This is a genomic window from Jeongeupia chitinilytica (assembly GCF_014652315.1).
Classification (GTDB): Bacteria; Pseudomonadota; Gammaproteobacteria; order Burkholderiales; family Chitinibacteraceae; genus Jeongeupia; species Jeongeupia chitinilytica.
The window spans coordinates 308,321-321,377 of the sequence record NZ_BMYO01000004.1; the positions used below are offsets into that span (position 1 = coordinate 308,321).

A 13,057-nucleotide genomic window follows, 5' to 3' on the forward strand; every position below is an offset into this window, starting at 1 on the left:
CTCGGGAGCGGAATGTCTTCGATCCCCCGATTTTACCCGAGCCTGCCGCGGAGCTCCGGATACAACGGCCTACGATTTCTCTGCCCGGCTGTACCGGGCCGGCGTGTAGTCGCGTGCCGGCAGGGCGGCCGGCCGCCCGAGCATCAGGTCGGCCAGCAGCTGCGCCGAACCGCAGGCCATGGTCCAGCCCAGCGTGCCGTGACCGGTATTCAGCCACAGTCCGGGCACACCCGACGCACCGACCAGCGGCGTGCCGTCGGGCGTCATCGGCCGCAGGCCGGTCCACGCTTCGACTTCGGCCAGATCACCGGCCTCGGGAAACAGTTCGGTCGTCACGCGCTTGAGCACGGCGACACGTTCGGGCCGGATGCGCAGATCGAAACCGGCGACCTCGGCCATGCCGCCGACGCGCAGCCGGGTGTCGAAACGTGTCAGCGCCACCTTGTTGGTTTCGTCGAGCACCGTCGAGCGCGGTGCCGCGTCCGGATCGGTCAACGGCAAGGTGATCGAGTAACCCTTGACCGGATAGACCGGCAGCGCCAGACGCAACGGTTGCGCCAGCGCACGGCTGGCACAACCGGCGGCGAGCACGACGGCATCGGCGGCGAGTTCCTCGCCGTCGGCGAGCCGGACGCCGGTGACCCGGCCGTTGCGGTACAACAGCGCGGCGATGTCGCTGCCGTAGCGCGTCTGCACACCCGCGCTGGCCGCATGCTCGGCCAGCCGTTCGGTAAAGCGGCGACAGTCGCCGGTTTCGTCGTTCGGCAGCCGCAGGCCGCCGGCAACGCGGTGGGCCACACGTGCCAGCGCCGGCTCGTGTTCGAGCACGCCGGCAACGTCGAGCAGCTGGTGCGGCACGCCGATGCGTTCGAGGATGGCCGCATCACGTCGCGCCGCGACCAGCTGGGCCGGATCGCGCAGCAGCTGCAGCGTGCCGAGGCTGCGCTCGTCGTAATGCAGGCCGAGTTCGGCACGCAGGCTGCGCAGGCAGTCGCGGCTGTACTCGGCCAGCGGCACCATGCGCGCCTTGTTGCGGTCGTAGGCGGCGTGGCTGCAGTTGGCAAGCATCCGCGCCATCCAGACCAGCTGAAACCACGAGCCGTCGGGGCGGATCTTCAGCGGTGCGTCGCGGTCGAACAGCCAGCGCAGCGCCTTGAACGGAATGCCCGGTGCCGCCCACGGCGCGGCGTAGCCCGGCGAGACCTGGCCGGCGTTGGCATAGCTGGTACCGAGTGCCGGCCCCGGCAGCGCGTCGAGCAGCGTGACCGTACAGCCGGCCGCATTCAGGTAATGCGCGCTGCTCACACCGATCACGCCCGCCCCGACCACAATCACCTTCATTCCAGCTCCTCGCCAGTACGCCGTTTCGGCGTAGCATGTATTCAGACCTTCAATGTCGGCGATTCCGCCGCCGCCGCCCATCAGGGGAAGCCGCTAAGGTGCCGACCCGAGGCCGGCGCCAACCTTCGACTGGGTAGCCGCCCATGGACTGGACGCTGGAATCGGAACTCTTCGGCCGGCTGTGCATTGCGGTGCTGATCGGCGGGCTGATCGGCATCAACCGCTTCCTGCACCGCAAGCCGGCCGGTGTGCGCACGCACGCACTGGTCTCGCTCGGTGCGGCGCTGGCGGTACTGCTGGTGTTCAGGCTGCCCGGCGCCGATGCGCAGGCGTATTCGCGTGTCGCGCAGGGGCTGATCACCGGTGTGGGTTTCCTCGGGGCCGGCGTGATCCTGCACCATCCGCAGAAATACCGGATCCAGGGTCTGACGACCGCCGCATCGATCTGGGTCACGGCCATTCTGGGCATGGCCTGCGGTGCGGGCATGGGGGGGTTGGCACTCGGGGTGATGCTGCTCGCGCTGGTGGTCATCAACTTCGGCGGCAACCTCGAGCGGCTGGCCGAACGCCGGCTGCACCGCTGGCGCGAGGACGACGCCGACCTCGACCACGAACGGCGCCAGCAGGACCGGCGCGAGGAAGGCTGAAACTCAGGCGCGCAGCATGTCGATGTGCAGGATGTCGTCTTCGAGGTAGGGCTCGCCGACCGGTTCGAAACCGTGCATGGCGTAGAAACGTTGCAGCCGCTCCTGTGCGCCGATCCGGTTGCCTGCCCCCGGGTACAGCGCGGTCGACCGCGCCAGCGCCTCGGCGACCAGCTGATGTCCTGCTCCGGTACCGCGTGCGGCCGGGGTGACGATGACCCGGCCGATCGACGGCTCGGCGTACTTGGCACCGGGCGGCAGCAGCCGCAGACAGGCGACGATGGACCCGTCTTCGTCGGTGCCGAGCAGGTGCTGCGCGGTCTGATCGTGGTCGTCGAGTTCCGGATACGGACAGGTCTGCTCGACGACGAAGACGTCGACGCGCAGCTTCAGGTAGGCGTACAGCGTTGCGGCATCGAACTCGTCGAAACGGTACCAGCGCCAGTTGATCGTCATTCCGTACCTCGAAAAACAAACGGGCCACAACGTGGCCCGGGGTCCTGACTAGTGAAACCGCTGCGAGCAAGTCCGGGACAAGGAGGCAGCACCGCAGCAACCGGGATGGACGTCATGTCCATGAGGATTGCGAGGAGCGCCCGACGCCGCGGAGCAAGTCCCCTTGGGGGACGCCGTACCGGACTTGCGCAGCAAGGTTAGGCCAGCAGCGCGCGCCAGCGGGCGACCTGCGCCCTCACCTGCACCGGCGCCGTACCGCCGACGTGGTTGCGTGCGCCAAGACTGCCCTCGGCAGTCAGCACTTCGGCAACGTCGTCGCCGATCAGCGGCGAGAAAGTCTTCAGTTCGACGATGGCCAGCTCGGACAGGTCGCGTTTCTTTTCCTCGGCATAACGCACCGCCAGCGCGACGGCTTCGTGCGCATCGCGGAACGGCAGGCCCTTCTTCACCAGATAGTCGGCCAGGTCGGTCGCGGTGGCGAAGCCCTGCTTGACCGCGTCCTTCATTGCCTCGGGCTTCACCGTGATGCCGCGCATCATGTCGGCGTAGATCCGCAGCGTGTCGCTCAGCGTGTCGACGGTGTCGAACAGCGGTTCCTTGTCTTCCTGATTGTCCTTGTTGTACGCCAGCGGCTGCGACTTCATCAGCGTCAGCAGGCCGATCAGGCTGCCGTTGACGCGGCCGGTCTTGCCGCGCACCAGCTCCGGCACGTCCGGGTTCTTCTTCTGCGGCATGATCGAGCTGCCGGTACAGAAGCGGTCGGCGATGTCGATGAAGCCGAAGCGCGGGCTCATCCACAGGATCAGTTCTTCCGACAGGCGCGACAGGTGGGTCATCGTCAGCGCGGCGGCGGCAGTGAATTCGATCGCGAAGTCGCGGTCGGACACCGAGTCGAGCGAGTTCTGGGTCACGCCGTCGAAGCCGAGCAGTTCGGCGGTGTAGACGCGGTCGATCGGGTAGGTGGTGCCGGCGAGCGCGGCCGAGCCGAGCGGCAGCAGGTTGACGCGCTTGCGGGCGTCGGTGAAACGGTCGGCATCGCGGCCGAGCATCTCGACGTAGGCGAGCATGTGGTGGCCGAAAGTCACCGGCTGTGCCACCTGCAGGTGGGTGAAGCCCGGCAGCACCGTCGACGCGTGCGCGTCGGCCAGATCGACGAGCGAGCGCTGCAGTTCGCGCACCAGACCGACGATGGCGTCGATCGCGCCGCGCAGGTAGAGGCGGATGTCGGTGGCGACCTGGTCGTTGCGCGAACGGCCGGTGTGCAGGCGCTTGCCGGCGTCGCCGATCTTGTCGGTCAGACGGCGCTCGATGTTCATGTGCACGTCTTCGAGGTCGACCGACCATTCGAACGTGCCGTTGCGGATTTCGTCGAGGATCTCGGCCATGCCGCGCTGGATTGCCGCGAGGTCGTCGCCGGAGAGCACGCCGACCTTGTTCAGCATCGTCGCGTGCGCCAGCGAGCCCTGGATGTCGACCTCGGCCATGCGGTTATCGAAGGTCACCGAGGCGGTGTAACGCTTCACGAGTTCCGAGACCGGTTCGTTGAATCGGCCGGACCAGGTTTTGTTGACGGCGTCCTGCATGGCTTTAATCCCGAGAGTGCTTGAGCTTCAAACCTGCGGATTATACGGATGTACGGCACGCTCGGGGCAACACCCCGTCGGGATGCAGCGGTTTTCTTACGGCCTCACCAGCCGGCGAAGAACAGCCACCATGCATACGCGAACGGGACGAGACCGGCGGCGTACACCGCCAGCGCCGGCAACCGCGCCAGCACGCCCGCACCCCGCCGGCCGGCGACCCGCCACGCCAGCCTCAGGGTCCACGCCAGGCCGAGCGCCAGCAGGGTGAAGCGCGCGTCGTTGACCCAGCCGGTGCCCATGCCTTCGTGCTTGAGCAGGGTCACCGTCGTCGCCGACAGGCCGAGGAAGACGCCACAGCCCGCGGTCGGAATCAGCGCCTGCGCCAGCCGGTGCACGCTGTCCTTGTTGCGCTGCGGCAACAACCTGTCGGCGATCTGCAACGCCAGATACAGCAGGCCACCGACAACCACCGCCGTCGCGGCGATGAAACCGAGGATGGCCGCACCGTCGAGCCAGCTGAAACTGTCGTTCACTTCCGGGTAGTGCGTCAGCAGCCACCACGGCGCCGTATCGTTCAGCGGCCAGAGGATGTCGCGGTCGATCAGCCATTCGGCCGCCCACTGCTTGGCACTCACCAGCCACGGGCTGGCGCTCCACAGGAAGGCACCGAGCGCGATGCCCATCATGCCGAACACCAGCAGGGCCGTCTGCCAGCCGTCACCGTGGGCAACGTCGACGATTTCCGCTTCCGGCGAACGCGCGGTGAGCGCGATCGCGTCGCGGTGGCCCGAGCAGCGGCCGCACATATGGCATTCGGCCGCGCCCTGCATGTGGCGCAGCGGCACCAGCGGCGCACAGTTGATCGGAATGACCTTCTTGCCCGAGCCGGCGAAATCGCGCCACTTCTGCTCGTCGACCCTGTAACGCCACGGCGCGAGTTTGGACAGCAGCTGGAACACGCCGTTGACCGGGCACAGGTAGCGGCACCAGATGCGCTTGCTGCGGCCGTACCAGAAGCCGATGCCGATCGCCGCCACGGTCGAACCGCCGAGCACCAGCAGCACCGCCAGCGGGTACTGGTAGACGCTGACGAGCTGGCCGTAGATGGTGGTACAGGCGAAGGCAACGAAGGGCCAGCCGCCCCAGCGTATCCATTTCGGAATCGGCCGGTTGCGGCCGCGCTCGCTCATCCACTCGGCCAGCATGCCCTCGGGACAGAACCAGCCGCACCACGCGCGCCCCATCAGCGGCATCGACACCAGCACGAAGGGCCACCAGATGCCCCAGAAGGCGAACTGGGCCGCAACGGTCAGGTTGTTGAACACGTGTGCGGTTTCGTCGGGCAGCGGCAGGAACACCGGCACGACGATCAGGAACACGTAGACGGCGACGACGCCCCACTGCAGCATTCGCAGCGCGCCCTTGTGATCGCGCAGGAAGTCGCCGAAACGGGCGACGCGGAGCGACATCGCACTCATGGTTTACGCCTTGCGGCCGACGCGGCGCAGGAAACCGACCGCCGCCACCCAGTACGCCAGCCACACGCCCAGCACCAGCAGCGCCGGGTGCGAGCGGTAACCGGCAAAGTCGGCGAACAGCTTGCCGACGCCGGCCGAATCGTCGAGCAGGTGCGAGCTGTCCCAGAGCGGATCGACCAGTCCGGGCAAGGCACCGATCGACACCAGCCGCTCGAGCCCGCTGACCAGCAGCGCACCGGCGAGCAGCAGCAGCAGGATTTCGGTGAACTGGAAGAAACGCCGCCAGGTGAAGATCCTGCCGCCGAGCTGCAGCAGCCAGAACGTACCGAAGGCCAGCAGCAGGCCGGCCAGACCGGCTGCGGCATAGCCGAGCATCTGGCTGCCGTCGGCACCGGCGACGGTACCGTAGAGGAAGACCACCGTTTCACTGCCTTCGCGGCCGACGGCGATCATCACCAGCAGCAACAGCCCCCACCAGTTCTGCTGCTGCACGCGCTCGCTCATGCCGCTTTCCAGCTCGCGCTTGAGCGTGCGGCCGTGCTTCTTCATCCAGTAGACCATCTGCACGATCAGCGCTGCGGCCACCAGTGCCATGCCGGCCTGAAAGTATTCCTGGCCATCGTCGGACAGGAACTGCGAAATGCCGAGAATGCCGAGCGCCAGCAGGCCCGACAACGCCAGACCTGCAGCGACGCCGCCCCAGAGGAAACGCAGGCCGCGCTGGCCCGCGGCCGGGCTGGCCTTGAGCCAGGCGTAAAGGATGCCGACGACGAGAAGCGCCTCGACGCTTTCACGCCAGACGATGAACAGTACCTGATCCATGCTGAATCCTTGGCCGTCGCGACTGCGGCGGCGTCACGGCCGCGGCCGGAGGCCACGGCGGAAAACCTTATTTGACGACGACGGTGCCGCGCGCTTGCGGATGGAAGTCGTCGAAATACACGTATTCGCCCGGGCTGGTCGCGTTGACGACGACAAACGACGTCACGCCGGGGCCGAGCACCTTTTCCTTGCGCAGCTGGATGCTCTCGAACTCGGCCGGCGACTTGCCGGCATTGGTGATCTCGATCTTGAAACGCTTGCCGGCCGGCGCCTCGAAGCGCGTCGGCGAAATCGTGCCGTCCTTGATCGTGACCTTGAAGGTCGGCAGGTCTTCGGCGTGCGCGCCGGTCATCAGCGCGGCAGCAGCCAGTGCCATCCAGAACTTGTGCATCGTCATTCCCATTCAAACCCGTCGGTATTGCGGCCGCATCTTAAGGCGATCCGCCAGCCGCTTCGGTGACGAATCGTGCAGCATCTGCCGCTGCCAAGCGACTCGCAGACCAGACCTGTGTCAGCAGGCGAACGGGCCGACGCAGTTTGTTCCCGCCCGAGCGGCATGACTGCGGCCCATAAGGGCGGCCCGAAGAGCCCTTTGTGGGCTCCGGGCGCTCCGCACGGAAGCAAACTGCGCAGGCGCAACCGCCTGACCGAGCGGGCTTAGTAGCCGCCCTTCTTGCCGGTACCGGCATAGGTGAATTCATAGTTCAGTTCGAACGGCTTGAACCACGGGCCGACGCCGGTTTCCTTGTCGACGTGACGGCCGAAGTGCGCCATCGGGTTTTCCGACGGCGGCAGGATCGTGTACTTGAGCTTGTACTTGCCCGGACCTTCGAGCTTGACGTTGTCACCGTAGTGCGGACCGTCGCTGGCGACCATCGGCATGAAATCGCCCTTGATCACGTTCTTGCTGCCGACCTTCTGGATCTCGTACTTCACCAGCAGGTAGGGCATCCACTCGCCTTCGGCGAAACCGTTCGGGTTGTTCTTGACGGCATGGATGTCGGCCTCGAGGTGGACGTCGGACTTGGCCGCATCGAGCATCATCCCCGGCGGGTCCATCTTCACCGGCTGCAGATAGACGGCACCGATTTCCATCCCGGCCTTGATGGCCGGCTTGCCGATCGGGTATTCGGCAGCGAATGCGGACAGCGGCAAAGCCAGGGCGGCGGCAACGATCAGACGTTTCATCAAAAGTTCCCTATGGGTGAGCGAAAAAGACATTGCAAGTGTACGCCCATAAAAACGAGCGAGAAGCGTTCTCGTTGACGACCGGCAGAATTCACCATTTTCGGCACCGATCGGCCATTTGCCTTGCAGCGTCCGCTGCAACACCGGGGTTGGCCCGTATAATCGTCCGGCTCAACTTTGCCCGATAATACGAGGCAGGGTGGCGCAGCCCACCCGCATTGGAGAAAACGCCAAGATGGCACGAGACATGAAGAAATCGCGGGCAAGCAGCAGCAGCCGGAGCGGTGGCGGCGGATCGCTGGTGACCGGCCTCGTCGTCGGCCTGCTCGGCGGCGTGGCCGTCGCCGTCGGCGTCGCGCTGTTCCTCAATCGCAGCGACAGCCCGTTCACCAAGAAAGCCGACACCCCGCCGGATGCGATCGGCTCGGCGCCCCAGCCGACGACCAAGCAGCCCGAAGTGCTGCACCCGGGCGGCAACGACACCACCACGCCGGCCCTGCCCGAAGCGGCCAAGCCGGCCAGCGCACCGGCCGAGGCCAGCGGCGCCGAGCGTTTCGACTTCTACAAGGTCCTGCCCGAACTGAACAAGAACGACGGCAAACCGGCGGCGACCGACGTCAAGCCCGTCGCGCCGGCGAAGAAGCCCGAATCGAGCCCGCCTGCCAAGGTCGAAGCGCCCAAGGGGGCCTACCTGCAGGTCGGTGCGTTCCAGAGCGAGCAGGAAGCCGACAACCTCAAGGCCAAGCTCGCGCTGGTCGGTGTCGAAGCGACGATCCAGTCGAGCAGCACGCCCGACAAGGGCCTGTGGCACCGTGTCCGGATCGGCCCGTTCACCAACCTCGCCGACCTCGACAAGGCCCGTGGCCAGCTCAAGGCCAGCGGGATCGACAGCACCGTCGTCAAAGGGAACTGAGTCCCGCGAGGCGAATCAGACCCATCACCCAATCAGGAGAGAACAACAATGATCAAACGCTGGATGACGGGCCTGACCTTCGCCCTCGTCGCCGCCACCGCTGCGCACGCCGAAGTGCGCGAAGGCACCGACTACAAGCGCCTTGCAACGCCACAGCCGGTCGCCCAGGCCGGCAAGGCCGAAGTCATCGAGTTCTTCTGGTACGGCTGCCCGCATTGCTACAAGGTCGAACCGTACGTCGAAAGCTGGGCCGCCAAGCTGCCCAAGGACGTCAACTTCCGCCGCGTCCACGTGATGTGGCCGGGCCGCAGCGACATGGAAGGCCACGCCAAGCTGTTCGCCACGCTGCAGCAGATGGGGATCGAGGCCAAGTACCAGCAGGCAGTATTCGACGCGGTCCAGCGCGACGGCATCGAACTGCGTCGCGAAGGCGACCTGTATCCGTGGATCCAGAAACAGGGTATCGACGTCGCCAAGTTCAAGGCGATCTATACCGGTTTCTCGACCAGCGCGGCAATCGGCAAGCTGTCCGACCTGACCAACACCTACAAGATCGACGGCGTGCCGACCTTCGTCGTCAACGGCAAGTACGTGACCAGCCCGGGGATGATCGGTCGTGAAGACGGCACGATCACCAAGGTGATCGACGAGCTGATCGCCAAGGACAAGGCCGGCGCCAAGCCGGCGGCCAAGGCGAAGAAGTAAGCGTCAGCCGGCCATGAAAAAGGGCGACTTCGGTCGCCCTTTTTCATGGCCGGCGCATGCCGGCGCCGCGATCAGAAGTCGGTGTAGGTCCCGAACAGCACGCGGTAGGTATCGGCGTCGTTGGTGTACGACGGATTGCCCGGGCCGTCGGCGCCGACCGCGCCGTGCTTGTCGTTCATCGTGTAGTGGAAGTCGGCATAGCCGCTGGTGCTCTTCGACAGCGCGTACGTCCAGCGCGCGGCAAAGGCATTGCTCGCGCTGTCGTCGATCTTGTTGCCGTTGACGTCCTTGGCATCCCAGAAATAGCTGTAGGTGAAGCCGAGACGGTTCTTGCCGAAGGTGTACAGCGCCTGCAGGAAGGCGTTGCTCTGCTCGGTACCACCGTCGACGACGGTCACGACGCCCTCGCCCTGTGCATCGTGTTTCCACCAGCGGTAGCCGGCGGCCAGATCGAAGTCGCCGAACTTCACCCGGCCGGCGCCGAAGGCGAACTTGTCCTTCTTGCCGTCGGCATTGGCGACCTGGCTGCCGCCGAGGCCGCTGGTTTCCGGCCGCGACTCCTCGTAACCGGCGTCGATGCGGAAGGTCTGCGCTTCGTAGCCGAGCAGCAGTTCGTAGGTGTACGACTGCGACTGGCCTTCGTTCTGGTTGTTCTGGTCGCGGAAGCTGTACTGGCCGGCGATGGTGAATCCGGCCAGGCTCGGCGAATAGTAGGTGATCGAGTTGGTCGGGTTGTAGTAGATCAGGCCCGGATCGTCGATGTACTGGCCCGAACCGTCGAGCGCATACGTGCCGTCGAGGCGGTTGTAGATCGGCGAGAACGATTTGCCGAACTGCAGCTGGCCCCAGTCGCCGCGCCAGCCGCCCCACGCTTCCCGGTTGCCCCAGGTGCGGACCGAACCCATCGAGTTGACCGAGTTGCCCTTGTCGGCATCGCTGCGGTAATTCTCCGCGCCGGTCCAGATCTTCCAGATCACTTCGGAGCCGTTGTCGAGCTTGTCGGTGCCGGTGAAGTACAGCCGCGGCTCGACATCGAGCTCGACTTCACCGCGGTAGCCGGCGGCATTGCTGTCGTGGAAAAGGATGTCGGCCTCGATCGAGCCGCCGATGGTGACTTCGGCATGGGCCAGCGGTGCGGCAAGCCCGGCGAGGAGGAGAATGAGCGGGGACTTCAACTTCATGGCAGCTTTCCTTTTGATGACAAAAGCGTAATCAATTGTCATTTTCGTTGGCTGCCGCGATGTACCCAAGAACTGGTCTGCTCCATGTTGCGGCGGCGCAACATGGAGCATCCGAACAAACCTCAATCAAATCAGTCCGTTAGCGGACAAACCGGCCGTTCCAACGGCACAGCTGGTTCGGCCCGTGGCGCCCGGTCAGCCCGTCGCAGGCCTGAGCGGTGCGGGCAGCAAGGCCAGCAGTGGCCCCCAGTCGGTGGCGTCGAGCAGATTCTTCAGCTGCAGGCCGAGCTCGGTATCGCCGGCAATCGTCAGCCGGCGCTGGAAGAACAGCGTGTCCGGATCGGCGTCCCGCCGGGCGATCGCCCAGTAGTCGGCCAACGACGCGGCAAAGGTCACGTCCGCCGGCGGTGCCTCGCCGCGGAAACGGATGCCCGAAAACCCGATCGTCACGCCACGATCGAGATCGGCGACCTCGAAGCGGATGCGTTTGCCGGCCAGCCAGCCGAAATCCTCGTCGGGCCACAGCCGGCGCCGGACAAGATTGAGCGCGAAGGCCAGTGTCCGGCTCGGCGGCGCCTCGGGCAGATGGCGCAGCAACGGAAACAGCATGCCGGTCAGTGTCATGGTCAATGCTCCTGTGTCGGATGAATGCCGGCCTCGCCGCGCCAGTAGCCGTCGACCCAGCCTTCGGGATTCCAGCACGCAGCGTCGGCGGTTGCCGGCCTGCCGGCCAGCTTCGCGGCATAGGCGGCGACGATTTCGCCGGTGTGGTGTTGCTGCGGACTGATGCGCAACGCATCGATGCCGGCCAGATCGCCCAGGTCGTGCCACAGCGCGTGGCAGGCTGCCGACATCGTCTGGATGCCGTTGATGCACAGGAAATCCTGCCCCTCGCGCGTCGCCATCGTCAGCCCGTCCGGATGATCGATGCACTTGAACTCGCAGGCGTCCTTGTTCAGGTCGTAGTGCCGGGCGGTGAAGCAGCGCGCCGAGAACGCCAGCGGCAACCGGCCGTGGGCGAACACCTCGGTCGCGATCGGCCGGGTCTTCTCGGCGAGCACCGCCGCGACGCTATCGCGGCTGGCCTCGAGCGGCGGCAGCCAGCGGCTGGCGCCGGCTTCGGCAAACCAGTCGAGCGTCGGGCCGTTGTAGATGTTCAGGTGCGGGCCGGCGACGAAGGGCCGGCCGGCGTCGCGGGCAAGCTTGACCGCACCGAGGTCGTTGGCCTCGATGGCAAACCCCGACTCGATCAGCTTCTTCAGCCCGATCAGATCGCCCGATGATTCGAGCAGCGCCTGAGAGCTGAGCACGACCGCTTTGCCGGCGCCGGACAGATCGGCAGCCAGCGCCAGCCAGTCGGCGAGCTTGAGTTCGTGCCGGCGCGCGCAGACGACCTCGCCGAGGTAGACGGTATCGACCGGCCAGCCGGCGGCTTCGGCGTAGAAGTCGAGCACCGTCTGGCGCGGCCAGTAGTACAGCAAAGGGCCAAGCGTGAGTTGCATGCGTTCTTCCTCCATCAGCGCCACGGCCGGTTGTAGGCACCCAGCGTCTGCTGGTGGCCTTCGGACAGCGGCGCGAGCGTGTCGAGCCACGCCGGCCTGACGCTGTAGCGGGCATCGCCGGCGGCGTCGATCGCGGCGCGCAGCGTTCTGGTTACCGCGGTCACGTAGGCCGGGCTGCGCTGACGGCCTTCGACCTTGATCGCGGCGACGCCGATGCGGATCAGCTCGGGCAGCACGGCCAGCGTGTTCAGGCTGGTCGGTTCCTCGAGCGCGTAATAGGTGTCGCCCTCGACGTCGAAGCGCCCCTTGCACAGCGTCGGATAACCGGCGGGTTCGCCTTCGGCATAACGGTCGATCAGGATGCCGGCGAGCCGCGCGTCCATCGCCTTGCCCTGCGGCTCCCAGCGCACGAACCCCGCCGGCGAGCACACGCCGTGGGTGTTCGGCGACTGACCGGTCGCGTAGCTGCTGAGGATGCAGCGGCCTTCGGCCATCACGCACAGGCTGCCGAAACCGAACACCTCGATCTCGACCGGCGTCTTGCCGATCACCGCTTCGACCTGCGGCAGCGTCAGCACGCGCGGCAGCACGGCGCGGCGCACGCCGAAACATTCGTGCGCCAGATTGATCGCGTCGGCATTGGTCGCCGAGCCCTGCACCGACAGGTGCAGCCGCAGTTGCGGGTGGGTGCGGTGGGCGTACGCCAGCAGGCCGAGGTCGGCGAGGATGACGGCATCGACACCCAGATCGGCGGCCTGATCGATCGCGCGGTGCCAGTCGGCGACGCGGCCGGCCTGGGCATAGGTGTTGATCGCGACCAGCACCTCGCGGCCACGGGCGTGGGCATAGGCAACGCCGTCGCGGATTTGTGCATCGCCGAAATTCAGCCCGGCAAAGTTGCGGGCATTGGTGGCATTCCTGAAGCCGAGGTAGACGGTATCGGCACCGTGGTCGATCGCGGCCTTCAGTGCCGGCAGGCTGCCGGCGGGACAAACGAGCTGCGGCTTGGCGGACATGGGCGCTCCTTGCGTTTGGGGCAAGAACATAGACCCGCATCCGTCGGCACGACTTAATCCAGATCAAGCTTCATCGCGGTGTTGCGCCGCGGCGTAATGAAGTGTTTGCCACTACGGGGCATCCCCGATGCGATAATTCCCGATGCAGCGACTGCAACACCGGTGCCAAACTAAGCGTTTGAGCGGCACCACCGACCGCAACCGTGATGCGGCACCCAACCGGTGCCC

General features: G+C 66.2%; 14 protein-coding genes. 3 read left to right on the top strand and 11 right to left on the bottom strand.

Features of this window, described 5'->3' with window-relative positions:
• Positions 1–69: 69 nt before the first annotated feature.
• A complete protein-coding gene (locus IE097_RS09330) occupies positions 70–1,341 on the bottom strand; it encodes a D-amino acid dehydrogenase (RefSeq protein WP_189460053.1) in 1,272 nt (423 codons plus the stop codon).
• 143 nt (positions 1,342–1,484) lie between these two features.
• Between IE097_RS09330 and IE097_RS09335 the strand changes: the two genes are divergently transcribed.
• The gene (locus IE097_RS09335) at positions 1,485–1,988 is read left to right on the top strand and encodes an MgtC/SapB family protein (RefSeq protein WP_189460055.1); all 504 of its coding nucleotides are present in this window, start codon (positions 1,485–1,487) and stop codon (positions 1,986–1,988) included.
• A 3-nt stretch (positions 1,989–1,991) separates the two neighbouring features.
• Here the strand turns inward: IE097_RS09335 and IE097_RS09340 are convergent, their stop codons facing one another.
• The 6 genes from IE097_RS09340 to IE097_RS09365 form a co-directional block, all read right to left on the bottom strand.
• Positions 1,992–2,441 (bottom strand): GNAT family N-acetyltransferase, encoded by a 450-nt coding sequence (locus IE097_RS09340; RefSeq protein WP_189460057.1) that lies wholly within the window; start codon positions 2,439–2,441, stop codon positions 1,992–1,994.
• 197 nt (positions 2,442–2,638) lie between these two features.
• Positions 2,639–4,024, bottom strand: coding sequence for an argininosuccinate lyase (argH, locus tag IE097_RS09345; RefSeq protein WP_189460059.1), 1,386 nt, complete (start codon positions 4,022–4,024; stop codon positions 2,639–2,641).
• A 104-nt stretch (positions 4,025–4,128) separates the two neighbouring features.
• Positions 4,129–5,502, bottom strand: coding sequence for a 4Fe-4S binding protein (locus IE097_RS09350; protein ID WP_189460061.1), 1,374 nt, complete (start codon positions 5,500–5,502; stop codon positions 4,129–4,131).
• 3 nt (positions 5,503–5,505) lie between these two features.
• Positions 5,506–6,324 carry an FTR1 family iron permease gene (locus tag IE097_RS09355; RefSeq protein WP_189460063.1) on the bottom strand — a complete coding sequence of 273 codons (819 nt, stop codon included), beginning with the start codon at positions 6,322–6,324 and terminating at the stop codon, positions 5,506–5,508.
• 67 nt (positions 6,325–6,391) lie between these two features.
• Entirely contained in the window at positions 6,392–6,715 is a 324-nt protein-coding gene (locus IE097_RS09360; protein ID WP_229797511.1) for a cupredoxin domain-containing protein, read from the bottom strand.
• Between the two features lie 266 nt (positions 6,716–6,981).
• Entirely contained in the window at positions 6,982–7,512 is a 531-nt protein-coding gene (locus IE097_RS09365) for an iron transporter (protein WP_229797512.1), read from the bottom strand.
• Between the two features lie 235 nt (positions 7,513–7,747).
• Between IE097_RS09365 and IE097_RS09370 the strand changes: the two genes are divergently transcribed.
• Together IE097_RS09370 and IE097_RS09375 are read left to right on the top strand one after the other, a co-directional pair.
• A complete protein-coding gene (locus IE097_RS09370; RefSeq protein ID WP_189460067.1) occupies positions 7,748–8,425 on the top strand; it encodes an SPOR domain-containing protein in 678 nt (225 codons plus the stop codon).
• A gap of 48 nt (positions 8,426–8,473) precedes the next feature.
• Entirely contained in the window at positions 8,474–9,130 is a 657-nt protein-coding gene (locus IE097_RS09375) for a thiol:disulfide interchange protein DsbA/DsbL (protein ID WP_189460069.1), read from the top strand.
• Positions 9,131–9,201: 71 nt separating this feature from the next.
• On the opposite strand, the gene IE097_RS09380 is transcribed toward IE097_RS09375, so the two are convergent.
• From IE097_RS09380 to ubiU, 4 genes are all read right to left on the bottom strand, one after another.
• Entirely contained in the window at positions 9,202–10,311 is a 1,110-nt protein-coding gene (locus tag IE097_RS09380; RefSeq protein ID WP_189460071.1) for a porin, read from the bottom strand.
• Positions 10,312–10,506: 195 nt separating this feature from the next.
• Positions 10,507–10,935 carry a ubiquinone anaerobic biosynthesis accessory factor UbiT gene (gene ubiT, locus IE097_RS09385; protein ID WP_189460073.1) on the bottom strand — a complete coding sequence of 143 codons (429 nt, stop codon included), beginning with the start codon at positions 10,933–10,935 and terminating at the stop codon, positions 10,507–10,509.
• 2 nt (positions 10,936–10,937) lie between these two features.
• Complete coding sequence (locus IE097_RS09390; RefSeq protein WP_189460075.1) at positions 10,938–11,813, bottom strand: U32 family peptidase; 876 nt, start codon at positions 11,811–11,813, stop codon at positions 10,938–10,940.
• A gap of 14 nt (positions 11,814–11,827) precedes the next feature.
• Positions 11,828–12,829: a ubiquinone anaerobic biosynthesis protein UbiU gene (ubiU, locus tag IE097_RS09395; protein ID WP_189460076.1), complete on the bottom strand. Its 1,002-nt coding sequence runs from the start codon at positions 12,827–12,829 to the stop codon at positions 11,828–11,830.
• Positions 12,830–13,057 lie beyond the last annotated feature (228 nt).